Origin of the sequence: Sulfitobacter sp. HI0040 (assembly GCF_001634885.1) — a bacterium.
Classification (GTDB): Bacteria; Pseudomonadota; Alphaproteobacteria; order Rhodobacterales; family Rhodobacteraceae; genus Sulfitobacter.
In genome coordinates, this window is record NZ_LWEX01000090.1 from 1 (window position 1) to 23,193 (window position 23,193).

The following is a 23,193-nucleotide window of genomic DNA, read 5'->3' on the forward strand; positions in this document are numbered from 1 at the left end:
TCGGGCCGCTTGCCGTTCGAAAGTGTGCTTTGCAGGCTGTAGCTGTCGCGCGGCAGCGCCTTCGACACGATGTCATGCAACTGGATTTCGCCGAAAGAGCCGCGCGTCTGCTTGTTGCTCAGAATATCCTGCAGCGACAGGACGTCCCCGCTCAGCTTCGTGATGTTGTCCTGAGCGCGGTCAATGGCGGCGAGGCGTTCCTGAAGCTGGGTCAGGCTCGTGGTCGTCCGGGTGGAGGAGCCGTGCAGCGTTTCGTTCATCCGTTCCTGCATCTCGGCCAGCGCACGGGTGGAGCGGGCCGCATTTTCCGCCAGCCGCTCCTGCATCTGCAACTGAACATGGTTCATCCGTGCCTCGACGGTCTGGATCATCTGAGCCTGCGTTCGCGCCTGCGTGTCGGAGACCGTCTGCAAGCCACCTCGCAACTGTTCCTGCCCCGCCCCCAGTTGCTGCACATGCGCGCCAAGGATCTGCATCTGCTGGGACAGGGGGGCCGCCACCCGCGCCGCGCGCCCCGCGGCACGCACAGCGGCAACCAGCAACAGCAGGACGATAAGCAGAACGACAGCGCCCGCCAGCACGGCCTGCACCGACGGATCGGCAAGGCGATAGGTCTGACCGCCCAACTCGATCATCGCCGTCCGAACAGCCGTTCGATATCCGCCAGCTTCAGTTCGACGTAGGTAGGCCGGCCATGGTTGCACTGGCCCGAATGGGGGGTCGCCTCCATTTCCCGCAGCAGTGCGTCCATCTCTTCGGCCCGCATACGACGGCCCGAGCGGATCGAGCCGTGACAAGCGACCCGGCTGAGGACCGCCTCGATCCGGGTTTGAAGACTGTCGGTTTCCGCGCTGTCCGACAATTCGTCGAGAATATCGAGTACGAGCGCCCGGGCATCGACCGTTCCCAGAATGGCGGGCGTTTCGCGTACCGCCACGGCATTCCCGCCGAAGGCTTCGATACCAAGCCCCAGATCCGCCAGACTATCCGCAACCTCCAGCAGCGTTTCCCTGTCGGAGGCGGAAAGCTCCACGATCTCGGGGATCAGCAGGGTCTGTGCCGCCACGCCCTTTTCGGCCATCTGACGTTTGAGCTTTTCATAGACCAGCCGTTCGTGCGCCGCATGTTGGTCGACGATGACCATGCCTTCGGCTGTCTGGGCGATGATGTAGTTTTCGTGCACCTGCCCCCGCGCTGCGCCCAATGGCTGCGCGGCCTCGGCTTCACGCTCTTCTTCGACGACCTCGGCGGGCATTTCGACCCGCCCCCAACTGCCCTGCACCTCTGCAAACCCGGGCGATTGCGCACTGGCGTGGTGAACAGGGAGCGCAACCGCAGACCCACCAAAGCCGCGCGCGCCCGATCGGTCCATCTGGTAGACCCGCGCCCCCGTCGGTTCGGGCCGCATCGCACCCAGCGTCGCATCGGCCATGGTGGACGACGCGCGGTGCCCGGCCCCGGCCAAGGCATGCCGCAGGCCCGAAACGATCAGACCGCGCGCAAGTCCCGGATCGCGAAAGCGCACTTCGGACTTCGCCGGATGCACGTTGACGTCGACCAAAGTGGGATCGCAATCGAGAAAAAGCACCGCAGCCGGGTGCCGGTCCCGGGACAGGAAATCCCGGTAGGCGCCGCGCAGCGCCCCCACCAACAGCTTGTCGCGCACCGGACGACCGTTGACAAAAAGATACTGCGCCACTGCGGAACCGCGGGAATAGGTCGGCAGGGCGGCATAGCCCGTCAGGTGCAGGCCTTCGCGCTCCGCGTCGATGGCGAGCGCGTTTTCCGCGAATTCGCGCCCGAGCACCCGCCCGAGGCGGCCGCCCAGCGCGTCGAAAAGCTCCCCCTGTTCCGCCTCTGCCCGAAACACTTCGCGGCCCGGCCCCTCGCCCGAAACATCGCGCAGCACGAAACGCACGAAGGGCTCCGCCATGGCCAGCCGTTTGACGACATCCCCGATGGCCTGCGCCTCGGCCCTGTCGGTGCGCAGAAACTTGAGCCGCGCGGGCGTGGCAAAGAACAGATCCCGCAGGGTGACCACGGTGCCGCGGCCAAGCGCTGCGGGGCGCGTAGCTGCCATCTCGCCCGCCCGGATCGAGATTTCGGCCGCTGGGGCATCAGCCGTCCGGCTGGTGATCTGCAGGCGCCCCACCGCGCCGAGCGATGGAAGCGCCTCACCCCGGAAGCCGAATGTGTGAATGTTCAGAAGGTCCGAGCCGTCGATCTTCGACGTGGCATGTCGGGACAAGGCCAGCGGCAAATCCTCCGGCGGGATGCCGCATCCGTCGTCCGTCACCCGGATCAAAGTCTTGCCTCCATCGGCATAATCGATGGTGATCCGCCGTGCCCCGGCATCGATCGCGTTTTCCACCAGTTCCTTCACGGCGGATGCCGGGCGCTCCACCACTTCGCCGGCGGCAATGCGGTTGATGGCGGAATCGTCCAACTGCCGTATGACAGGGCGAACAGCGTCTATATTGGGGTTTGCCTGAGACATACCGCTAGACCTAGCATGGAGGCTTGCGATTCTGCCAGCTTCGAAACCTCTCTCGGCGGGAGTTCTCTGGCGGAGTGCTTATGTGCCACGGGGCGGTTATCGCGCCATCAGAAGGCCAAGATTTGCAGGAGGCGCAGACGCGGTCAACCCAGGGCCTGAGATCTTTGGCTCACATCATGTCTTCCAGTCGCAGCCGTGCGATGCGTTCGACCTGACGGCAGGCGGTGGTGAATTCCGTTTCCGTGTCATGGCCGAGTCGTCCCTCGAAATGGCGCAGGATGCCCGCCTTGTCGTGATCCTTCACGGCGATGATGAAAGGAAACCCGTGTTCGAATACGTCATCCCTTCTGCAACTCCTGAAAGGCCCCCACCGAAAGGCGCAAACCATTCCCGGAAGGGGCGTGAAAAGAAAAACGGGCCACCTTCAAAAGATGACCCGCCGAATCGGTCGTTTCCGCGCAGTCGTATTCTTTGACCGCCATTTTTATCTGCGCGCGCCGACCCGCAAACCGCTCGTCGCTATGGATGATTTGCCTGCATCGCTGTTGTTGCCGTCCATATAGCCAGAAGGTGATTCGCAGGTCAAAACAAAAACGAATCGCCCCTCCGATAAAATTTTGAGACCCTTGGGCGGGTCACCCAAAAAAGCCCCGGCTCACGGCCCGGCATTGACCAAGGGAGGCCCCCACCTATCCTGAGTATGGATCAAAGGGGGGAGTGCCGAATGGCCGAGGGATATCTGACGACACATGTGCTGGACACGGCCCGCGGGCGACCGGCTGGCGGCATGAAGCTCACGCTCTACCGGTTGGACGGGACCAATCGCATGATGCTCGTTACCATGACGACGAACGCGGACGGCCGGACCGATGCGCCGCTCCTTGCGAAAGGGCAATGCGCTGCGGGAACCTATGAAATCGTGTTCGAAGCGGGTGCCTATCTCGATGGCGCCGGAACTCCGGCTGAAAATCCGCGCTTCGTCGATGAAATACCGATCCGTTTCGGCATTTCGGACCCCGGCTCGCATTACCATGTGCCGCTGCTTCTGTCGCCCTTCGGCTATTCAACCTACCGGGGCAGCTGATCCGCGCAGACGGTGCGGCCCCAAGCGCGCCGCGATGGCCAGGATGACGCCGGAGATCGTAGCGATCATTCCGGCGGCGGAAACCGAATCCCGCGCCCCGATCCAGAGCGGTCCGTACCCTGCAAGTACGTAGCCCAGCACGGCAGCCAAGGTCGCGAAGGCCACGGACCATGCGATCTGCCGCTCCAGCCGGTTGGTCATCATCCGTGCAGCCGCGGGCGGACAGATGAACATCGCGATGACGATGATGCTGCCTACCGCATCGAAGGCCGCCACCGCCGCGATCGAAGCGACGATCACCAGCCCTAGGCCCAGCGGCGCGGTCGCCACCCCCACCGTGCGCGCGAAACCCTCGTCAAAGGTGGAAATCTTGAGCGGGCGCCAGAAAACCGCGATGAAACCCGCGACAAAGAGCAGCGTCAGCGCCATACGGGGCAATTCGACCGGGACAGTCGCAAGCGCCTGCGCATCCCAGAGCGATGACCACCCCAAGGCATCGAGCCAGATGAGGCTTTCGAGGTTGCCGTAAAGGGCATGCTCCACATCGAGGTGGACATTGCTGGTATCCGAAAGCTCCAGCAGCAGCACGCCACCCGCGAACATGGCGGTGAAGATCACGCCCATCGCCGCCCCGGATTCGATCCTGCCAAGGCGGCGCACCGCCTCGATGGCGATGACGGCAACAACCGCGGCACCGGCCGCACCCAGCAGCATCGGCCAGGTGGTCGCGCGACCCGTCAACAGAAAGGCCACGACAATCCCCGGCAGCACCACGTGGCTGATCGCATCGCCGATCAGCGCCTGCCGCCGCAGGACGAGAAAGTTCCCTGGCAGGGCACAGGCCACTGCCACGAAGATCCCCGTCAGCATTGGGACGAGCGAGAGGGGAACGAATTCTTCGCCGTTCATGGCCGTACCCCCCCCTTTACGCCCAGTCGCGCATCCAACGCATCAAGCTGATCGGAGGTCAGCACGGATTCAATGGCCGTCAGCCCGTCGTAATGAAGCGCCGCCGCTTCATAGGCAGGATCATGGCGCACCAATTGCCAACGGTCCTCGTCCCGCAGGGCCTTGGCCGCGCGCAACTGCCCCTGACGGGTTGCCACGCCATCGGGACGGACCCAGCCTTCGGCCTGCAATAGGCGCAGGGTCAGACGTTCGAAAATCGGCTGCCCCTGAGCCAGCGCCAGCAACCCCTGCCGCAGGTGGACCTGCCGTTGGAACCGGCGATGTCGCAGAAGCGCCGAGACGACACCGCGGCCGGGCGCGAACAACAGCGACACAACGAAAAAGCCAAAGCCTACCAGAACGATGATCGGCCCCGTGGGCAGATCGGGCAAGGCGGCGGAAAGCGCCGCGCCCCCATAAGCAGCCAGACCGCCGAACAAGGCAGAGAGCATGAGGACATGATCGGTCCGCTCCGTCCAGAAACGGGCGGTCACGGGCGGAATGATCAACAAGGCCACGATCAGGATCAATCCCACGATCTTGAGCCCCACCACCGTCACGGCCAGCACGATCCCCATCATCGCCAGATCCGTGCGGGTCACATTCTGGCCGGTCGCGGTGGCATACTCCGGATCGAAGGAGGCCAGTGTCAGCGGTCTGCGCAGCACCAGTACCAGAACGAGGGTGAGAGCCGCCGAAATCGCGATGATGAATGCCTCGCTTCGCAACATTCCGGCGGTGGCCCCCAGCAGAAAGCTTTCCAGCCCCGCCTGACGGCCCGTGTTCATCGTCTGGATGATCGTCAGCAGCACGATACCGAAGCCAAAAAAGACCGAAAGCACCGACCCGATCGCCGCATCCTCTGCCAGCCGGGTGCGCGTGGAAAGCCAGGAAACTATAAGCAAACCAGCAGCGGCTGACAGGGCGGCCCCCGCCAGAAGCCCGGTCAGGCTGCGCCCGTCCCCGCCCAGCGCCACCATCACCATGAAGGCAAGCGCGACCCCCGGAAGGGTCGCATGGGAAATCGCATCGCTGACCAGAGCGCGCTTGCGCAGGAACAGGAATGTCCCCCCGACGCCGCCCGCCATGCCCAACAGGGTCGCGCCGATGGTCACCAGCGTCGCATTGTACCCCAGTTGCAGGCTCAGCGCGTCGAATATCATGGCAATCGCAGCGCATCCATCTGCGCATCCGCCAGCCGCCCGCCGTAGGCGGCCTGCAAAGTATCGGCGGTGAACGCCTCTTTCACAGGGCCCTCGGCGATCTTGCGATTGTTGATGAGGAACACATGGTCGAAATAATCGGTCACGGTGGACAGGTCGTGGTGCACGGCGACCACGGTACGCCCCATGTTGCGCAGCTGCTTCAGAACGGTGATGATCGCCTTCTCGGTCGCCGCGTCCACACCGGCAAAGGGTTCATCCAGCAGGTAGAGTTCGGCATCCTGCGCCAGCGCCCGGGCAAGGAACACCCGCTGTTGCTGCCCGCCAGAAAGCTGACCGATCTGGCGCTGGGCAAAATCCTCCATCCCGACGCGACGCAGGCAATCCTCGGCCTTGGCGCGGTGGCGTGCCTTCACGCGGCCCAAAAGACCGAGTTCGCCGTATAGCCCCATCAATACCACATCGATCACCCGGGTCGGGAAATCCCAATCGACGCTGGCCCGCTGGGGCACATAGGCGATCCGGTGCCTTTGCCGGGCGAGAGGCGCGCCATAAACACTCACCGTTCCGGCAAGGGGTTTCAGGATACCCAGAGAGGCCTTCAACAAGGTTGATTTGCCGGCACCGTTCGGCCCGATGATCGCGGTCATGGCGCCGGGTTTCACTGTCATGTCCACGGAGAATACCGCCGGTTTCTGCCCGTAGGACACGGTCAGCCCACGAATGGCCAGCGGACTGTCCGCGCCCGTGGTCCGGGTGACGGGCGAAACCCCGTCGCTGGTGGCGAGTTCGAGGTTCACGCCCGTTCCACCATGGTCAGCAGGCCCGACATGCCGCCATCGGGGACCTCCGCCCCAAGCGCCGAGGCGATGGTTGTCACGTTGTGATCGATCATGCCGATGTATGTGCCTTCGTAGGTATCGGGGGGGCCCATGGCATCACTGAACAGCGCGCCGCCGATGCGGACATCATGCCCCCTCGCCGCCGCGCCCTCGATCAGAGCACGCATGTTCCGGTCGGAAACCGATGTCTCGACGAAGACCGCACCGATGCGGCGGTCTACCAGCACATCGACAAGCTCCCCGATCCGGTTCAGCCCCGCCTCGCTTTCGGTCGAGATGCCCTGAATACCGATCACCTCGAACCCGAAGGCCCGCCCGAAATAGCTGAAGGCGTCATGGGCCGTGACCAGAACACGCTGATCCTGTTGCACATCCGCCAGGGTCTGGCGCGCATAGTCCGCCAGTTCGGCCAATTCGGCGCGATAGGCTTCGGCGTTCGCCCGAAACAGCGCCTCGTTCTCGGGCCGGGCGCGGACAAGCGCCTCCGCGACCTCGCTCACCACGTCCGCCCAGAGCGTCGGGTCCATCCAGACGTGCGGGTCGAAGCGGCCCTCGTAATCGGGATGGCTGACGAGAACATCGCGCGGCAACGCCTCTGCCACCGCCTCGACCGCGCGGCGGCGGGACAGGTCTTCGAAGAACCGCTCCATCTGCGCTTCGAGATAGAGCCCGTGCCACAATACCAGATCGGCGCGCGTCAGGGCGACGATATCGCTGCGGGTCTGCCGGTAGCCGTGGGGGTCCACCCCCGACCCCATCAACCCCCGCACAGTGACGGCATCGCCGCCGATCCGGCGGGCTGCATCTGCGATCATGCCTGTGGTCGCAACCACGTTGAGCGGTTCGGCGGCGCGCGACATGCGCGGGGCCGCGAGTGAGAGCGACATCGCGCCCAAGCCTGCGATGAAACTGCGGCGGGCCACGGGGCGAGCCTGCGAGAAGTACGGGAACTGGGTTTTGTATGTCATGCGGCGAATATGAGATCGATTCGCAACTAAGTCAATCAAGTTGCGAATGATTCTCAAAAATGGCAGGATACCCCTGCTGCATAGGCGCTTGCCAAGCAACCTGCTGCCATGCAACTTAACCGGTCTGACGGACCGGAGGCTCCCATCATGGCGACCGAACTCACCGAAACTGCGCCGCGCAGCGCTGCCACCCAGGATTCGCAGCTGCCGCAGCTGGCCGAACCCAGAAATCCCGGCATGGATCTGGATATGGACTGGGTCCGCGCGGTGCAGGCCAATACCTCGGCCATTGAACGGCGGGCAGCTACCCTGCCCGCGCGGCGTTCGGTCAAGAAGGCCCATCAGGCCGCGTGGCTGCTTCGCGCGGTGACCTGTATCGATCTGACGACCCTGTCTGGCGACGACACCGCCTGCCGGGTGGAGCGGCTTTGCGCCAAGGCAAAGCAACCGGTTGCACAGCATATTCTGGACGCGCTCGACATGCCCGCGATCACGACCGGCGCGGTCTGCGTTTACCACGAGATGATCGCCCCGGCCCGCGCGGCGCTCGAAGGCACGTCCATCCCCATCGCCGCGGTCAGCACGGGCTTTCCTGCAGGCCTTTCGCCGCTGGATCTGCGCATCGCCGAGATTGAGCGCAGCGTGGAGGCGGGCGCGGCGGAGATCGACATCGTGATCTCGCGGCGGCATGTCCTGTCGGGCAACTGGCAAGCGCTCTACGATGAAATGCGCGCCTTCCGCGCCGCCTGCGGCGAAGCGCATGTGAAGGCGATCCTTGCGACCGGCGAACTGGGCAGCCTGCGCAACGTGGCGCGCGCCAGCCTCGTCTGCATGATGGCGGGTGCGGATTTCATCAAGACATCGACCGGCAAGGAAAGCGTGAACGCGACCCTGCCCGTCAGCCTTACGATGATCCGCGCCATTCGCGACTATCATGCGCGCACGGGGGTTCGGGTGGGCTACAAGCCCGCGGGCGGAATTTCAAAGGCCAAGGACGCGATCACCTATCTGGCCCTGATGAAAGAGGAACTGGGCGACCGCTGGACGCGCCCCGACCTTTTCCGCTTTGGCGCATCTTCGCTCCTGAACGACATCGAGCGGCAGTTGGAGCATCATGTGAGCGGCAGATATTCGGCAGGCTACCGCCATGCCATCAGCTGATCCGCCCGGGACAGGTGTGGATTTGAGTATTTAAGAAAGGGTGAAGGGATGAAGGTGTCCGAAATCTTCGAAACGATGGACTATGGCCCCGCCCCGGAATCGGCGGCGGAGGCCTTGGCGTGGCTGGTCGACCAGGGGGGGCGGTTCGGGCATTTCATCGATGGTGCCTTCACCACGCCCGGGGCCGGTTTCGACAGCCGCAACCCTGCCACCGGCGAAGTGCTCGCCGGGCTGACGCAGGCCACGCAGGATGACGTGGATGCCGCCGTGAAGGCCGCGCGCAAGGCACAGCCCAAGTGGGAGAAACTGGGCGGGCACGGCCGCGCCCGCTATATCTATGCGCTGACGCGTCTGTTGCAGAAACACGCCCGACTTTTCGCCGTGCTGGAGACGCTGGATAACGGCAAACCCATTCGGGAATCCCGCGATATCGATATTCCGCTGGCGCAGCGCCATTTCTATTACCACGCGGGCATGGCTCAGCTGATGGAAAGCGAGTTGCCCGATGCCGAACCGCTTGGTGTCTGTGGCCAGATCATTCCGTGGAATTTCCCGCTGCTGATGCTGGCGTGGAAAATCGCGCCGGCGCTTGCGATGGGCAATACGGTCGTGCTGAAGCCTGCCGAATATACCTCGCTCACGGCGCTGCTGTTTGCCGATATCTGCCGGCAGGCCGGGCTGCCCAAGGGCGTGGTCAATATCGTGACCGGCGACGGTGCGGTGGGCGAGATGATCGTGACGTCGGACGTGGACAAGATCGCCTTTACCGGCTCCACCGCCGTGGGCCGCCGCATCCGGCAGATGACAGCAGGATCAGGCAAGGCGCTCAGCCTCGAGCTGGGGGGGAAATCCCCCTATATCGTGTTCGACGATGCGGATCTGGACAGCGCGGTCGAAGGGCTGGTCGATGCGATCTGGTTCAATCAGGGGCAGGTCTGCTGTGCGGGCTCGCGGTTGCTGGTGCATGAGCCCGTGGCCGACAGGTTCTACGACAAGCTGCGCGCGCGGATGGACCGGCTGCGCATGGGAAACCCGCTGGACAAGTCCATCGACGTGGGCACGCTGGTCGATCCGGCGCAGCATCGCCGGGTTTCCGAAATGGTCGCCGCCAGCGATGCGGGTGAGCGGCATGTCGCGAAGATCGACGTGCCGGAAAACGGATGTTTCTATCCGCCCACGCTGATCACCGGAATGAACCCCGCCGATCCCCTGATGCAGGAAGAGATCTTTGGCCCCGTCGTCGTGTCCTGCACCTTCCGCACCCCGGAAGAAGCGGTGCAGCTTGCCAACAACACGGCCTACGGCCTCGCCGCGACGGTCTGGTCGGAAAACGTGAACCTCGCGCTCGACATTGCGCCAAAGCTGGCGGCGGGGATCGTCTGGATCAACGGAACCAACCTGATGGACGCGGCTGCCGGATTTGGCGGGGTCCGTGAAAGCGGCTTTGGCCGCGAAGGCGGCTGGGAAGGGCTGTCAGGCTACACCCGCCCCCGTGGTAATGCGAAGAAACTGCCGACGGTCGAGGCATTCTCGGGTGACGGGGCGCCCTCCGACCCCATCGACCGTACCGCGAAGCTCTATATCGGGGGCAAGCAGGCGCGTCCCGACAGCGGCTATTCGGCCCCCGTCTGGGGCAAGGGCGGGGCATTGCTGGGCCATGTGAGCCAGGCCAACCGCAAGGATGTGCGCAACGCGGTCGAAGCGGCACATGCGGCAAAGGCATGGTCCCGAACCACGGGCCACTTGCGGGCGCAAATCCTCTATTACGTGGCCGAAAACCTATCGACCCGGGCCGAAGAATTCGCCGGGCGCCTCGACGCCATGGTAGGGGGTAAATCGGGCCGGGATGAGGTGGAGACGGCGATCCGCCGCCTCTTCACCTATGCCGCATGGGCGGACAAATACGACGGGCAGGTCCACGGCGTGCCGATCCGTGGTGTCGCGCTGGCCATGAAGGAACCCGTGGGCGTCATCGGGGCGCTTTGCCCTGCCGAGGCACCGTTGCTGGGCCTCGTCTCCTGCATGGCACCAGCCATCGCCATGGGCAACCGGGTGATCCTCTCGGCGAGCGACCCCTTCCCGCTTGCGGCCACAGATTTCATGCAGGTTCTCGAAACTTCGGACATTCCGGGCGGCGTGGTGAATATCCTCACCGGGCCGCAAGTGGATCTGGCGGAAACGCTCGCCGGTCACATGGATGTCGATGCTGTCTGGTCGTTTGGCGCGGCGGAACTGAGCGGTATCGTGGAGGCCGCCTCTGCCAGCAACATCAAACGGACATGGGTCAACAACGGCATGGCGCGGGACTGGAACGGACCAGCCGGTGAGGGCCGGGAATTTCTGCAGGCCGCGACCGAGGTCAAGAACGTCTGGGTGCCCTACGGGGAGTGAGCCGCCTGCGCGCGGCAGCCAATGGCACCGCGCGCAGCATTTTCAGCGAGAGGTGGTGTCTTCCAGCCCCTCGGGCTGGCCGACTACCACGAATTGCAGGCCTTCGGGCTGCAGCAGTTCACCGGCGACGCGCTTCACATCCTCAAGGGTAACGGCTTCGACCTTGTCATTGCGCGTCGCGATATAGTCGATCGGCAGACCGAGCAGTTGCATCCCGACGAGGATCGAAGCGATCTGGCCGTTACCTTCGAACCGGAGGGGGTAGGCCCCGGTAATATAGGTCTTGGCGTCCTTCAGTTCCGCTTCGGTGACGCCTTCCTCGGCCGCCTTGCGCCATTCCTCCCGGATCACCTCGATCGCCTCTGCGATGCGGTCATTGGCGGAGGAAACCGAGCCCATGACGGTCTCCGACAGGTCTTTCGCCACGAGGGACGAATAGACGCCATAGGTAAGGCCGCGCTTTTCGCGCACCTCGTTCATCAGCCGGCTTTCGAAGGACCCGCCGCCCAGGACCTGGTTGAGCACGAGGGCGGCGAAGAAATCGGGATCGTCCTGCCGGATGCCCGAATGGCCGAAGAGCGCGACCGACTGCGGGGTCGGAAAGTCGATGATCTTCACGCCCCCGGGGATGTCGAGTTCGGCGACCGGGGGCATGGGCGCGCCTTCCTCAGGCAGGCGTGACAGCAGTTCGTCGAGCAATTTACTCAGTTCTTCGGGGGTGATGTCCCCCACTGCGCCGACGGTGATGCGGTCCCGTGCGATCACGGCGTCATGCGCTTGCAGCAGATCCTCGCGGGTCAGGGCCGTCACGCTTTCCTGCGTGCCGTTCAGAGACGTCGCATAGGGATGGTCACCAAAGGCAAGCGCGTCAAAGGCCCGGCCCGCAATATCGTTGGGATCCTTCAGGTTGGACTGAATGTTGGACAGCACCTGTCCGCGCACCCGCTCGATCGCATCGGCATCGAACCGGGGTTCCTGCAGCGCGGCCTTGAGCAATTGAACGGTCTCGTCGCGGTTTTCCGTCAGGAACCGGGCCGAGACGGAAAGCGCATCGTCATCCACGCTGAACCCGAGGCTCGACGCCAGAGATTCCTGCGCCCGGGCAAAGGCGCGCGCATCCATGTCCGCCGCGCCCTCTTCCAGCAGAGAGGTCATCAGGTTGATCGCCCCCCGTTTTTCGGGCGCATCCAGAGAGGCCCCGCCACGAAACCGCAGTTCGAGCGCCACGAAGGGGATCGAATGGTCTTCCACCAGCCAGGCGGTGATGCCCCCCGGGCTGGTTACTTCCTGAATATCGACATCGGCCCGCAGCGGCAGGGCGGCAAAAAGGCTGAGAACCAGCGCATAGATCAGCTTCACGACGCGTCTCCTTCGTCTTTCATGAGCCAGCCGGTGACGGCGGCCTTGCGGTCGAGCACTTCGCGGGCGGCGGCCATGATGTCGTCCTCGGTTACGGCCTCAAGCACATCGGGCCATGATTGCACATCCTCGACCGTCAGCCCCGTCGTCAGCGCGCTGCCGTACCGCTGCGCGACCGATCCCGCGTCATCGCGTTCATAGATTTGCTGTGCGCGCACCTGCAGCTTGATCCGTTCGAGTTGGTCGGGGTCCACACCCTCTTCCATGAAAGAGGCAAGTGCTGCGTCCATCGCATCCTCGGCTTCCTGCAGGCTGACTCCTTCGGCGGGCACCACCACGAGGTTGAACGTTGTGTCGTCCAGCGCGGTGCCCCGGTAAAAGGCCGCGACGTAGGTGGCGACCTGCGTGTCGAACTGCAGCTTCTCCGCCAGATAGGAGGTCGTGCCGCCACCAAGAATTTCAGCGAGGATCGTCAGCGCGGCGGCTTTCTCCTGCGCGCCGGAATCCCGTTCGGGCGCAAGGTAGGAACGGCTGACATAGGGCTGCGCCACGCGGGGATCACTGTAGGTGAGGCGGCGTTCGGCGCGATGCGGGGGCTCTTCGGTGCGCAGGCGTTCGGGCAGTGCGGGGTTGGCGGGGATGGCACCGTAATATTTCTCCGCCAGCTGGCGCACCTCTTCGGCTTCGACATCGCCGGATACCACCAGAATGGCGTTGTTCGGCGAATAATATAGGTCGTAGAAACCGATCGCGTCCTCAAGGTCCAACTCCTCCATCTCGTGCATCCAGCCGATGACGGGCGTGCCGTACCGATGGTTGAGGTATTGCGCCGCGTTCAGCTGTTCGTTGAACAGTGCGCCGGGGCTGTTCTCGGTACGCTGGTTGCGCTCCTCGATGATCACGTCCCGCTCGGTCTCGATGTTTCCCGGCGTGATGCGAATGTTCTTCATCCGGTCGCTTTCCATCTGCATCATCAGTTCGAGACGGTCGGCAGCGACGCGCTGGAAATAGGCGGTGTAATCGTAGCTGGTAAAGGCGTTGTCCCGCCCGCCGTTGCGGGCCACCGTCGCCGAAAATTCCCCGGCCTCCATCTTGTCGGTCGCCTTGAAGAGAAGATGCTCAAGAAAGTGTGCGACCCCGGAAGACCCCTTCGGCTCATCCGCGGATCCGGCTTTGTACCAGACCATCTGCTGCACGACCGGGGCGCGGTGATCTTCGATCACGACGACCTCCATGCCGTTGTCGAGGGTGAAATGGCTGACGTTCTCGTCCGCGAGGGCCGAATGCGCGAAGATCGTGAAAGCAAGGGAAATCAGGGCCGCGGGTATCGGCAGGCGTCGCATGGCGTATCCTTCGAGAATGATCTGCTACTGCGCAACCTACGCCGGGGCGCGGAACGATCAAGGTACCTTACGCAATTGTAATCCGGCGGTAACGACCGACGGCGGCAGGGATCACTGCGCCGCAGGCGGTGCGGAAGGGGTACGGGCCCCGGCCCGGCGCCAGCGTGCCAATGCGCGATCGGCGTCCAACGCCTGCGCGCTGTAGGCTTGGTTGTAGCGATCGACCGGAACGATGCGGAACTGCGTGAAGCGCGCCTTGCGACGGCGGAAATCCGCATCTGCAGCTGCCAGCGTTTGCCTGATCGCCGGGGCAACCCCCATGCGGCCCGCATAGCGTACCAGCGCCCCATCGGCGGCAGGGACCGGCCCGCCTGCGGCTTCCGGCGTACCGCCGAAGGCCACGATGCCTTCCTGCAGGGCCGAACGATCCGTCAGGTTGGCCTGCCCCGGGGTCGGGACCGGCAGCGCGGTAAAGCTGTCCGGCACCTGCAGGGGTTTAACCGGAGAGATCATGAATTCGTCCGGTCCCGTGCCGGTAGACCGAATATCCCGCAGGCCCGTGTTCGAACAGGCGGCCAGCACCAGCGGACCGAGCAGCAGGAGGGCAAGACGACGCATCTGATAACTCCTAAATCTTAACCGATCCATAACGCAGGCCGGGCCGCGATGTCACTGGCCTTTTTGAGACGGCTTGCGCGGGCGGGCGCTCTTGCCGCCCTGATCCGCTTCCTTGGTGAAGAAGATCAGGCCGATCGCCCCGGCGAAAATGAACACATCGGCGATGTTATAAACGAAGGGATTGTCGATACCGCAGCAGGTGGTGTTGAGAAAATCCAGCACGTAGCCATAGATCAGCCGGTCAACCACGTTGGCCAGCGCCCCGCCCACGAGCAGCCCGGCGCTCATCTGCGCCCAGATGCCCTGTGGTCGCCGCATGATCCAGATGGTGACAGCCAGACAGATGACAATGGCCAGCGCGATGAGCGCCCATTGGCTCATGTCGCCGCCCAGACCGAAGTTGATGCCCCGGTTCTCCCCGTAGCGAAAGTTCACCAGCGGGGGGAAGACGTCGATGGCGCGCACCCGGGCGAGGTCCATGGCATGGATCACGACGTATTTGCTGAACTGGTCCACGAGAAAGGCGATGATGGCCGCCCAGAAGAAACCGCGCATGTCGAACCTCCTAATGTCTGAAGTGGCGCATGCCGGTAAAGACCATGGCGAGCCCGGCTTCGTCCGCGGCGGCGATCACCTCATCGTCGCGCATGGAACCGCCCGGCTGGATCAGCGCGGTGGCACCGGCTTCCGCCGCCGTTACCAGCCCGTCCGCGAAGGGGAAAAACGCATCCGACGCCACGACCGAACCGCGCGTCAGCGGGGTGTCGAGGCCCGTGGCCTCTGCCATGTCCTGTGCTTTGCGGGCGGCGATGCGGGTGCTGTCCACCCGGCTCATTTGTCCCGCGCCCACCCCTACGGTGGCTCCGTCCTTCACGTAGATGATGGCGTTCGACTTCACGTGTTTTGCCACGATCCACGCGAATAGCAGATCGTCGAGTTCCCGGTCCGAGGGGCTGCGCTTCGTCACCACCTTGAGATCCTCGCGATGGATACGCCCGATGTCCTTGTCCTGCACCAGCATACCGCCGCTGACCTGCCGATAGGTCGTCATCGGGGCATCGACCGGGGCGAGACCCTCGGTCGTCAGCAGACGCAGGTTCTTCTTTGCGGCAAAGATGTCCAACGCCTCCTGCGTGGCACCGGGCGCGATCACAACCTCGGTAAAGATCGAAGCGATCGCTTCTGCCGTGGGGCCGTCCAACGGCTGGTTCAGCGCGATGATCCCGCCAAAGGCACTGGTGCGGTCACAGTCGAACGCCCGTTCGTAGGCCTCCCGCAGGGTGGCACCGCGCGCAACGCCGCAGGGGTTGGCATGTTTGATGATCGCGCATGCCGGGCCTTCGGACGGATCGAATTCGCTCACCAGTTCAAAGGCCGCGTCGGTGTCGTTGATGTTGTTGTAGGACAGTTCCTTGCCCTGATGCTGCCGTGCCGTGGCGACGCCGGGACGGTCGCTGCCGTCGGTGTAGAAGGCCGCTGACTGATGCGGGTTCTCGCCATAGCGCAACGTCTGCCTGAGCGTGCCGGTAAAGCTCCGGCGGCGGGGCGTTTCCTTGGTCTGCTCCGACATCCAGCTGCTCACGGCGGTATCGTAGGCGGCGGTGCGGGCATAGGCCGTCTGTGCCAACCGCTGGCGCAGCGCATAGCCGGTCGCACCGTCGTTGGCCTTCATCTCTTCCAGCACCGCGGCGTAGTCTTCGACGTCCACAACGACATTGACGAAGCCATGGTTTTTCGCGGCGGAACGGATCATGGCAGGCCCGCCAATGTCGATGTTTTCGATCACTTCGGCATAGGGCGCGCCCTTGGCGACCGTTTCCTCGAACGGGTAGAGGTTCACCACCACGAGATCGATCGCCCCGATGCCATGGGTCTGCATGGCGGCCACGTGGTCTTCGTTGTCACGCAGGGCAAGCAGCCCGCCGTGCACCGCCGGATGCAGCGTCTTGACCCGGCCATCCATCATCTCCGGGAAGCCCGTCACGTCGGCCACATCGCGTACTTCGAGCCCGGCGTCGCGCAGCGCCTTCGCCGTGCCCCCGGTGGACAGCAGTTCCACCCCGTGCTCCGCCAATGCGCGGCCAAACTCCACGAGGCCGGTCTTGTCGGATACGGATAGCAGGGCGCGTTTTACGGCAACGAGATCGGGCATCGGGTATGTCTCCGGGTCAGTCTTCTTGCAGGTGAGGATCGTTCATGGACAGATCCCGCACGCCAATCGCAGTTTCCTGCGCCTTCGACAAGGACCAGCGGACCCGCTTCACCGTGGAAAGCGTCCTGCCCGACAGCACGATCTGCTGGGCGGCCCGGGGTTTCAGCCGCGTCGTTTCGAGATAGACGCCCGGTTCCAGTGACAGGCTTTGCTGACCGTCATGCCGGAAAATCCAGACCTCACCGCTCTTGAGCGCCATGGAGATCGCGTTCCCCCCCATGTCGAGCGTGGCGTCCACGTCAGGGTGCAGATGAAAGCGTATCTCGAACCGGATACCCGCCAGCCGCGTGGCATCGAGCGACTTGTCGAACCGCCGCTTTTCGGATTCCTTCAACGCCAGAAGCATGTCTTCACCCGCGACGGCACGCCCGTCGAGCGTAAGTTCGAGCGTGCGCGCGTGGGTCAGCCCATGCGTGGCCACGTAACCGTCATGTCCGCCCTGAAACCGCAGGCCGTCCCCCACGTGGTCGATTTCGACGGGCACATGGCTCGGGCCATCGATCAGCGCCTCGTGCCCGGTATCGGGATCGGGGTCTGCAAGCCGCGCGCTGGAATACCCCCCGAGCGAGAGCGCGGAATGGGACGGCGTCGCACGCCCCGCGCGCCGCCAGTCCAGTCCGAAGGATCCGCCCGACCCGCAATTCACGATCAGGGGGCGCCGCCCGGAGGTGAGTTCGAACGCCAGCGTGGAGGCATGGGCATTGCCGGAGGCGGCCCCTTTCGGGGGTGCCGCGGCATCCACGATGATGCTGGTCCGGCCTGCGGAAAGGCGCGCATATCCCATCGACAACCCGTCGGACCGGGCCGGCTTCACGCGGGAGGCAGCCAACGCGTGGTCAAGCCAGCCTTCTGCCCCGCGACCGCCGCCATGAAACCGCGCGAGCGATCCGTCCGAATGCCGCAAGCTGCGCAGGGTAGGCGTAATCCGGGCGATTGCCGCCAGATGCGCCTTCGGCACCCCGCGCCCTGCGTCGGCCAGCGCTGCCGCCGCCCAGGTGAGCAGGGTAAACACCGCCAGAAGCTCTTCGGGATTGCGGGTCGGCAATCCGCCGTTCTTGTCGATCTGCACCGTACATTCTCGCGCCAGCGCGCGAATGGCAGGTTCGGCGAGGTCTTCCTGCCCTTCCAACGTCAGCCCGGCGTATATCAACCCGGTAAGCGCCTCGAACCGGGGCAGGCCGGGGGCCGCGCCGTGCCAGCGCCGGGCAAGGAATTGCGTCTGCTGAACGAGCGACCGATAGAACGCCCTGCTTTCTTCCTTTTCCTGTCCGCGCAGCACGAAAATCGCGTGGTTGATCCAGCGGATCAGCCGCCGGCCCGTCAGATCAGGCGTCCAGCCCGGGCCACGGCCCCGACCATAGGTGTCGATCCACGCCCAGAGCCATTTCTGCGCGGTCGCCCGCGCCGTGGTGTCACCCACAGCCGCCAGATCGTCGAGCCAGGCGAAACCATGCAATTCCGCAGAAAAGGCCGCATCGGGCGGTTTGACCTGCCACGGCGTGCCCTCTGTGCCTTCAACCAGCGTACCGGCAAAAAGGTAGTTCCCCGCCATCAATTGCCGCCCGCGGGCAAAGGATCCGATCGTCCTCGGTTCAGGGGAGGAGACAAAGCCCGTGACTTCGGCCCGGGTGCGCGTGGCGCGCCACGCGTGCCAGCGGTTCAGAAATCGTGCCTTGCGCGCCTTCAGGCGGGTGGTATTGAACATGATCGCTGCCCTCGGAACGCTCTTCGGCGCTTCATGGCAGCATAGCCCCGCCGCCGGGGCAAGTCACCGCAATAAACCCAAAGGCGGGATTATGCGCGGGATCGGCCCGTATGACCGGAAAGAAACGCCCATGATCGCCAGCATGATGATGTATCTGCGACCCGAGACGGAAGCGGCCTATGCGCGGTACTGGGCGCTGATCCGGGCGGGCCTGTCGCAGCGGGGGATTGACGCGCCGGAAAACCTGTCGAACGATCTGCCGCCTTTCGTTGTCTGGCGGGACCCGGGGCTCGTGCTCAGCCAGACCTGCGGCATGCCCTACCGGATGCTGCTGAAAAACGACGTCACGCTCGTCGGAACACCGGATTTCGGGGTCGAAGGCTGCCCGCCCGGTTATTACCGCAGCGTTCTAATCGTGCGACAGGACGACCCGCGCGGAAGCCTCACCGACTATTCTGAGGCCCGTTTCGCCTATAATGAAACCGGGTCGCAATCAGGCTACGCCGCCCCTTACGCGCATTGCCTGCCCTCAGGCTTCTGGTTCGAGAACCGGGTCCAAAGCCGCGGCCACCGACTGTCTGCCCGAATGGTCGCGGAGGGGGAGGCCGACATCGCATCGCTCGACGCGGTCACATGGCGCGACATCGAGCGTTACGACGATTTCGCAAAGAATCTGCGCGTACTGGACCTGACCGAGCCGACGCCCGGACTGCCCTATATCGCGGGCCCGGATGCGGATGGCGAGGCGATATTCGCGGCTGTCTCCGACGCTATTGCCGGCCTATCCCCGACGGACAGGCAAGTCCTCGGTCTGCGAGATCTGGTGCGGATCCCGGCGCGGGATTACCTTTCCGTCACGTCGCCGCCCCCGGGGGCCTGAGCGGTCACGCACGCTTGTGCAGACAAGCGATATAGAAACCATCCATCCCGCCGATGTCCGCCCAGTAATCAGGGCGCAGCCGCAGGCCGCCCTCCGCCGTGATCCATTCGGGCGATACCCCCGGCAGGTCCAGCGCGCTGCGGTCTACCACCATATCGGGGTGGCGTTCGAGTGCCTCGTCCACCTGCACCTCACCTTCGTCCGGCAGCAGGGAGCAGGTGCAGAACACGAGGCGTCCGCCGGGTTTTACCAGCGACCACGCGTGATCCAGCAACTCCCCCTGCAGGGCGATCAACTCCCCGAACTCGGAACCATCCTTGGCGTGGGGCAGATCCGGGTGGCGGCGTATGGTGCCCGTCGCGGAGCAGGGAGCATCGAGCAGAACCGCATCGTAGCTCCCGCCGATCTGGCGCGCATCGGCGGTTTTCACTTTCGCAGGCAGGTGCACCCGGGCAAGATTTTCCTTCAAACGGGCCACGCGAGGGGCGGAAGCGTCCACCGCGGTGACCTGCGCGCCTGCCGCAGCAAGCTGCATCGTCTTCCCGCCGGGCGCTGCACAGAGGTCCAGCACGTCCTCACCCTTGCGGGGGGCCAGTACCTGAACCGGCAGGGCGGCGGCCGCGTCCTGAATCCACCAGTCTCCGGTGGCGAAACCCGGCATGGCAGAAACTTGCCCCGCCTCGGGCATACGCAGCGTCCCGGTCGGCAGCAGTTGCGCCCCCAAGGTCGTGGATATCGCCGCCGCCTCGCCCCGTGGGGTGATATCCAAAGGTGCGCCCGCGAAATGCGCCGCTTCCATTGCCTGCATTGCCTGCGCGCCCCATGCATCCACCAGTGGACCACGCAGCCATTTGGGCAGACGTGGCGGGCGCAGTGCGGTCCAAGCCTCCGGCCCGGCCGCGGCGACCTTGCGCAGGACGGCGTTGGTCAACCCTTTGAGGTGCCCGTAGCGGCGATGTGCCGAAACGATGCTGACCATCGCATTCACGACTCCATGGGCCGCTCCGCCCTGACAAAGTTCCACGGTGCCCAGCCGCAGCGCGTTGCGCACCGTGAGGGGGGGATATTTCGACAGATGCTGCTGGAGCAGCCTATCGGCCCGCTCCAACCCGCGCAGGGTATCGTTCGCCAGCCGCTGGGCGCGGGCGCGGTCCTCCGGCGGGAGGCGGTCCAACGCGCCCCCGGCGAGCAGTTCCGACATCAGGCGGCCTTCGCCCAACACCTGATCGAGCAGATATACGGCGGCCTTGCGCGCCGGGAGTCCGGTATCTGACATGGATCGCCTTCTTTCTGTCGGGGCGCCGGTTCGGCGGGTTGTCTGGCTCAGGCGGCGACGTATATCAATCCCGTAACCAGTGCAAAAGGACCGTCATGCCAGACCCTCGCCCCGCACCGCAGCCCAACCCGGACCTGCCGCCCAACCCAAAACCGGCACCGAAGCCCATCCCGGATACGCCCAACGGGCCAAATCCGGCACCCTCGCCGGATCTGCCCGCGAATCCGCAGCCCAGCCCGAAACCGATTCCGCAGGGAAAGTCGGCGCTGCCGCCCGAAGCGCAACGCGCCCTTGCGGAAGCCGAGGCGCGCCGGGCTGCGGCCCGCCCGCTTGACCTGCCGCCTGAACTGGGCGGTCGGGACGGGCCTGAACCCATCCGTTACGGGGATTGGGAGAAAAAAGGTATCGCTGTCGATTTCTGACAGCACCCCGCGCGGGCGTTCGCTGATCTAGCGCAGCCGGAAATCGGCGGAATCGCCCTTGCCCTGGTCGGAGGTGAACCGCAGGCTCTGCCCGTCGAAGCGGACTTCCTGACAGTTATAGCCATAGTCTTCACCACCCCAGAAGAGCGTTCGGCAGAAATATCCGTCCTTCCATTGCCAGTCGCCCGACACTTTCCATGCAGCGCCGGTTCCGGCGATCTGGCCTGTCGGCAGCACCCGCAACTTCACGAATGGACGGGTGAGGGTCTTGTCTTTCACGACCTGCAGGAAAGCGGCTTCGTCATCGATTTTCGCGAATTCCGCCCATGCCGGGGCCGACAGCGCGATCAGGGCGCTCAAGGTCAGGGACAAAACTTTCATCTTTCGAATCCTCGAAACTGCGAAATACTGGTAGATACACGGGCCAAACCCCGCCCGGGTTTCACCTTTTCGAGACAGATAAAGATCACAAAGTTTTCGCAGGTCCCCTCAATCCTTCAGGCCCAGTACATCCAGCATGTCGTATTGGCCGGGTTTGCGCCCCTGCCCCCAGAGTGCCGCCTTGATCGCGCCGCGCGCGAAAACGGCCCTGTCGGAGGCGACGTGGCGCAGAATGATCCGCTCGCCCTCGGCAGCGAAAAGCACATCATGCTCGCCCACGATATCGCCGCCGCGAATGGCGGTGAAACCGATATCGCCCCGGCGTCGCGGGCCGGTCATACCGTCGCGCCCCCTGTCGGAGACCTCGGATAGCGACACCCCCCGCCCGTCGGCGGCGGCCTCGCCCAGCATCAAGGCGGTCCCCGATGGTGCATCCACCTTCTGATTGTGGTGCGATTCGATGATTTCGATGTCAAAATCCGAATCCAGCGCCGCTGCGACCTTCTTCGTAAGCTGGGTGAGCAGATTGACCCCGAGCGACATGTTGCCCGCCCGTACGATCACCGCATGCCGCGCGGCGGGTTCAAGCGCCGCGATCTGTTCATCCGTCATGCCGGTGGTGCCGATGACATGGACCGCCCGCGCCTGCGCCGCGATGGCCGCGAATTCCAAAGTGGCCGCCGGGGCGGTGAAATCGATGACAGCCTGCGCCGGGGCGATCGCCTCCAACGGATCGTCGGTCACCGTCACCCCCAGTGGGGCGCGGCCCATCGCTTCGCCCACGTCCCGACCGATCCAGTCATGGCCGGGGCGTTCCACGGCACCGACGAGCTTCAACCGATCGCCGTTTGCGACCTGTTCGATCAGCATCCGCCCCATGCGCCCGGAGGCGCCCGTGATGGTCACGCCTGGTGTCTCGATCATCTGCCTGCTCCTTCTGTGCCTACCGCAGGTTTAGACCGCCGCGCGCGGCTTGGCAAAGCCCGGAGGACAACCTAGATGTGTGCCATGGCAAAGAACAAGTTCCACGACGGCCCCGGCCCTTCCCAGCGGCAGCTTCGGGTAGGCGAAACCATCCGGCGGGCCCTTTCCGAAGTACTGGCGCGCGGCGACGTGCATGACCCTGATCTGAACAGGATGTCGATCACCGTGGGTGAGGTACGCGCCTCCCCCGATTTGAAGATCGCGACAGCCTATGTGCTGCCTCTTGGCGGCGAAGGCCAGGAAGAGGTGCTGAAACTTCTCGCCCGCAACAAGGGCGAATTGCGCCGCATGGTTTCAAAGAAACTGACGCTGAAGTTCGCCCCGGACCTGCGCTTCCAGCTCGACAAGACCTTTGACCAGATGGACGAAACGCGGCGGATGCTGTCACAGGAGACCGTGCGCCGCGATGCGGCAGCCCCGGATGAACCCGCCGAGGATGATGCCGCCGATACCGCCTTCGGCGGGACGGGGGGTTCGTGATCCGCTGGTTCTGGGCCGCGGCGCTGGCGTCGTTGTTCGGTGCGGGGGCGACAAGCGCCTCTGCCGGCTCCTGTCGGCAGGAAAGCTATGAAGGTAACCGCTATACGGTTTGCGAGGTCGACCCTGCGCGCGAGGAAATGCGCCTGTTCTTGAACGATGCGCAGGGGCAGACCTACGGCTATTTCCGCAACGTGGACTCGGCGCTGCGGCAGAAGGGCAAATCGCTTGGATTCGCCATGAATGCGGGCATGTATCACGAAGATCGCGCGCCCGTCGGCTATTACGTCGAAGACGGCAATCTGGTGAAGGATGTCGTTTCCGCCGCCGGGCCGGGCAACTTCGGGCTGCTGCCGAACGGCATATTCTGCATCCGCGAAGGCCGCGCCGACGTGATGGAGACCAAGGCGTTCCTGCGCAGCAAACCCGATTGCGTCCATGCCACGCAATCGGGGCCGATGCTCGTCATTGACGGGGCGCTG

The 23,193-nt window shown here is 64.5% G+C and carries 22 protein-coding genes and 1 pseudogene; 7 read left to right on the plus strand and 16 right to left on the minus strand.

Translation table 11 applies throughout. The features are described 5' to 3' along the window. The 3 genes and pseudogenes from rmuC to A3728_RS22225 all read right to left on the minus strand — a co-directional run. A partial coding sequence (gene rmuC, locus A3728_RS07025) for a DNA recombination protein RmuC (protein WP_150120678.1) occupies window positions 1-635 on the minus strand: 635 nt, incomplete at its 3' end. Next, a complete protein-coding gene (gene mutL / locus A3728_RS07030) occupies window positions 632-2,497 on the minus strand; it encodes a DNA mismatch repair endonuclease MutL (RefSeq protein ID WP_067921527.1) in 1,866 nt (621 codons plus the stop codon). The genes rmuC and mutL, both read right to left, overlap by 4 nt. 169 nt (window positions 2,498-2,666) lie before the next feature. Further along, window positions 2,667-2,834 (minus strand): annotated as a pseudogene (locus A3728_RS22225) (2-oxo-4-hydroxy-4-carboxy-5-ureidoimidazoline decarboxylase); the annotation flags it as partial. A gap of 387 nt (window positions 2,835-3,221) precedes the next feature. Here A3728_RS22225 and uraH point away from each other — a divergent pair. Then, window positions 3,222-3,581 carry a hydroxyisourate hydrolase gene (uraH, locus tag A3728_RS07035; protein WP_067921528.1) on the plus strand — a complete coding sequence of 120 codons (360 nt, stop codon included), beginning with the start codon at window positions 3,222-3,224 and terminating at the stop codon, window positions 3,579-3,581. On the opposite strand, the gene A3728_RS07040 is transcribed toward uraH, so the two are convergent. From A3728_RS07040 to A3728_RS07055, 4 genes are read right to left on the minus strand one after another with little or no spacing between them, the layout of a single operon-like run. Continuing rightward, the gene (locus tag A3728_RS07040; RefSeq protein ID WP_067921529.1) at window positions 3,561-4,490 is read right to left on the minus strand and encodes a metal ABC transporter permease; all 930 of its coding nucleotides are present in this window, start codon (window positions 4,488-4,490) and stop codon (window positions 3,561-3,563) included. The two genes, uraH and A3728_RS07040, sit on opposite strands and share 21 nt — an antisense overlap. After that, entirely contained in the window at window positions 4,487-5,692 is a 1,206-nt protein-coding gene (locus A3728_RS07045) for a metal ABC transporter permease (protein ID WP_067921530.1), read from the minus strand. The genes A3728_RS07040 and A3728_RS07045 overlap by 4 nt, the downstream gene beginning before the upstream one ends. Beyond that, on the minus strand, window positions 5,689-6,492 hold the full coding sequence (locus A3728_RS07050; protein WP_067921531.1) for a metal ABC transporter ATP-binding protein: 804 nt from the start codon (window positions 6,490-6,492) through the stop codon (window positions 5,689-5,691). The genes A3728_RS07045 and A3728_RS07050 overlap by 4 nt, the downstream gene beginning before the upstream one ends. Further along, entirely contained in the window at window positions 6,489-7,421 is a 933-nt protein-coding gene (locus tag A3728_RS07055) for a metal ABC transporter solute-binding protein, Zn/Mn family (protein WP_236630429.1), read from the minus strand. Before A3728_RS07055 ends, A3728_RS07050 begins: the two co-directional genes overlap by 4 nt. 228 nt (window positions 7,422-7,649) lie before the next feature. Here A3728_RS07055 and deoC point away from each other — a divergent pair, with 228 nt between their 5' ends. Together deoC and A3728_RS07065 are read left to right on the plus strand one after the other, a co-directional pair. Further along, the gene (gene deoC / locus A3728_RS07060) at window positions 7,650-8,663 is read left to right on the plus strand and encodes a deoxyribose-phosphate aldolase (RefSeq protein WP_067921533.1); all 1,014 of its coding nucleotides are present in this window, start codon (window positions 7,650-7,652) and stop codon (window positions 8,661-8,663) included. Between the two features lie 48 nt (window positions 8,664-8,711). After that, entirely contained in the window at window positions 8,712-11,054 is a 2,343-nt protein-coding gene (locus A3728_RS07065; RefSeq protein WP_067921534.1) for an aldehyde dehydrogenase family protein, read from the plus strand. A gap of 42 nt (window positions 11,055-11,096) precedes the next feature. Here the strand turns inward: A3728_RS07065 and A3728_RS07070 are convergent, their stop codons facing one another. From A3728_RS07070 to A3728_RS07095, 6 genes are all read right to left on the minus strand, one after another. Further along, on the minus strand, window positions 11,097-12,413 hold the full coding sequence (locus tag A3728_RS07070) for a M16 family metallopeptidase (protein WP_067921535.1): 1,317 nt from the start codon (window positions 12,411-12,413) through the stop codon (window positions 11,097-11,099). After that, window positions 12,410-13,756, minus strand: a complete 1,347-nt coding sequence (locus A3728_RS07075; RefSeq protein ID WP_067921536.1) for a M16 family metallopeptidase — start codon at window positions 13,754-13,756, stop codon at window positions 12,410-12,412. The genes A3728_RS07070 and A3728_RS07075 overlap by 4 nt, the downstream gene beginning before the upstream one ends. A 111-nt stretch (window positions 13,757-13,867) precedes the next feature. Beyond that, on the minus strand, window positions 13,868-14,374 hold the full coding sequence (locus A3728_RS07080) for a DUF3035 domain-containing protein (RefSeq protein WP_067921537.1): 507 nt from the start codon (window positions 14,372-14,374) through the stop codon (window positions 13,868-13,870). A 51-nt stretch (window positions 14,375-14,425) separates the two neighbouring features. Continuing rightward, a complete protein-coding gene (lspA, locus tag A3728_RS07085) occupies window positions 14,426-14,929 on the minus strand; it encodes a signal peptidase II (protein ID WP_067921538.1) in 504 nt (167 codons plus the stop codon). A gap of 10 nt (window positions 14,930-14,939) precedes the next feature. Beyond that, window positions 14,940-16,526: a bifunctional phosphoribosylaminoimidazolecarboxamide formyltransferase/IMP cyclohydrolase gene (gene purH / locus A3728_RS07090; protein WP_067921539.1), complete on the minus strand. Its 1,587-nt coding sequence runs from the start codon at window positions 16,524-16,526 to the stop codon at window positions 14,940-14,942. Window positions 16,527-16,542: 16 nt separating this feature from the next. Continuing rightward, a complete protein-coding gene (locus A3728_RS07095) occupies window positions 16,543-18,291 on the minus strand; it encodes a heparinase II/III family protein (protein ID WP_067921540.1) in 1,749 nt (582 codons plus the stop codon). 130 nt (window positions 18,292-18,421) lie between these two features. On the opposite strand from A3728_RS07095, the gene A3728_RS07100 reads away from it, so the two are divergent. Then, window positions 18,422-19,171, plus strand: a complete 750-nt coding sequence (locus A3728_RS07100; RefSeq protein WP_067921546.1) for a phosphate/phosphite/phosphonate ABC transporter substrate-binding protein — start codon at window positions 18,422-18,424, stop codon at window positions 19,169-19,171. A gap of 4 nt (window positions 19,172-19,175) precedes the next feature. On the opposite strand, the gene A3728_RS07105 is transcribed toward A3728_RS07100, so the two are convergent. Next, the gene (locus A3728_RS07105; RefSeq protein WP_067921541.1) at window positions 19,176-20,447 is read right to left on the minus strand and encodes an RsmB/NOP family class I SAM-dependent RNA methyltransferase; all 1,272 of its coding nucleotides are present in this window, start codon (window positions 20,445-20,447) and stop codon (window positions 19,176-19,178) included. A gap of 245 nt (window positions 20,448-20,692) precedes the next feature. Here A3728_RS07105 and A3728_RS23925 point away from each other — a divergent pair, with 245 nt between their 5' ends. After that, on the plus strand, window positions 20,693-20,869 hold the full coding sequence (locus A3728_RS23925; protein WP_067921548.1) for a DUF1674 domain-containing protein: 177 nt from the start codon (window positions 20,693-20,695) through the stop codon (window positions 20,867-20,869). A gap of 27 nt (window positions 20,870-20,896) precedes the next feature. Here A3728_RS23925 and A3728_RS07115 read toward each other — a convergent pair whose 3' ends face one another. Together A3728_RS07115 and dapB are read right to left on the minus strand one after the other, a co-directional pair. After that, a complete protein-coding gene (locus A3728_RS07115; RefSeq protein ID WP_067921542.1) occupies window positions 20,897-21,250 on the minus strand; it encodes a dihydrodipicolinate reductase in 354 nt (117 codons plus the stop codon). Window positions 21,251-21,358: 108 nt separating this feature from the next. Continuing rightward, window positions 21,359-22,174, minus strand: coding sequence for a 4-hydroxy-tetrahydrodipicolinate reductase (dapB, locus tag A3728_RS07120; RefSeq protein WP_067921543.1), 816 nt, complete (start codon window positions 22,172-22,174; stop codon window positions 21,359-21,361). Between the two features lie 84 nt (window positions 22,175-22,258). Between dapB and rbfA the strand changes: the two genes are divergently transcribed. Next, window positions 22,259-22,714, plus strand: coding sequence for a 30S ribosome-binding factor RbfA (gene rbfA, locus A3728_RS07125; protein WP_082850861.1), 456 nt, complete (start codon window positions 22,259-22,261; stop codon window positions 22,712-22,714). Then, the coding region (locus A3728_RS07130) for a phosphodiester glycosidase family protein (protein WP_236630428.1) at window positions 22,711-23,193 on the plus strand (483 nt) is incomplete at its 3' end. The genes rbfA and A3728_RS07130, both read left to right, overlap by 4 nt.

Bases quoted from the DNA above. Each gene is read 5' to 3' on its own strand.
- mutL (WP_067921527.1), bottom strand. From the start codon at position 2,497: ATGTCTCAGGCAAACCCCAATATAGACGCTGTTCGCCCTGTCATACGG.
- uraH (WP_067921528.1), top strand. From the start codon at position 3,222: ATGGCCGAGGGATATCTGACGACACATGTGCTGGACACGGCCCGCGGG.
- A3728_RS07040 (WP_067921529.1), bottom strand. From the start codon at position 4,490: ATGAACGGCGAAGAATTCGTTCCCCTCTCGCTCGTCCCAATGCTGACG.
- A3728_RS07045 (WP_067921530.1), bottom strand. From the start codon at position 5,692: ATGATATTCGACGCGCTGAGCCTGCAACTGGGGTACAATGCGACGCTG.
- A3728_RS07055 (WP_236630429.1), bottom strand. From the start codon at position 7,421: ATGTCGCTCTCACTCGCGGCCCCGCGCATGTCGCGCGCCGCCGAACCG.
- deoC (WP_067921533.1), top strand. From the start codon at position 7,650: ATGGCGACCGAACTCACCGAAACTGCGCCGCGCAGCGCTGCCACCCAG.
- A3728_RS07065 (WP_067921534.1), top strand. From the start codon at position 8,712: ATGAAGGTGTCCGAAATCTTCGAAACGATGGACTATGGCCCCGCCCCG.
- A3728_RS07075 (WP_067921536.1), bottom strand. From the start codon at position 13,756: ATGCGACGCCTGCCGATACCCGCGGCCCTGATTTCCCTTGCTTTCACG.
- A3728_RS07080 (WP_067921537.1), bottom strand. From the start codon at position 14,374: ATGCGTCGTCTTGCCCTCCTGCTGCTCGGTCCGCTGGTGCTGGCCGCC.
- lspA (WP_067921538.1), bottom strand. From the start codon at position 14,929: ATGCGCGGTTTCTTCTGGGCGGCCATCATCGCCTTTCTCGTGGACCAG.
- purH (WP_067921539.1), bottom strand. From the start codon at position 16,526: ATGCCCGATCTCGTTGCCGTAAAACGCGCCCTGCTATCCGTATCCGAC.
- A3728_RS07095 (WP_067921540.1), bottom strand. From the start codon at position 18,291: ATGTTCAATACCACCCGCCTGAAGGCGCGCAAGGCACGATTTCTGAAC.
- A3728_RS07100 (WP_067921546.1), top strand. From the start codon at position 18,422: ATGATCGCCAGCATGATGATGTATCTGCGACCCGAGACGGAAGCGGCC.
- A3728_RS07105 (WP_067921541.1), bottom strand. From the start codon at position 20,447: ATGTCAGATACCGGACTCCCGGCGCGCAAGGCCGCCGTATATCTGCTC.
- A3728_RS07115 (WP_067921542.1), bottom strand. From the start codon at position 21,250: ATGAAAGTTTTGTCCCTGACCTTGAGCGCCCTGATCGCGCTGTCGGCC.
- dapB (WP_067921543.1), bottom strand. From the start codon at position 22,174: ATGATCGAGACACCAGGCGTGACCATCACGGGCGCCTCCGGGCGCATG.
- rbfA (WP_082850861.1), top strand. From the start codon at position 22,259: ATGGCAAAGAACAAGTTCCACGACGGCCCCGGCCCTTCCCAGCGGCAG.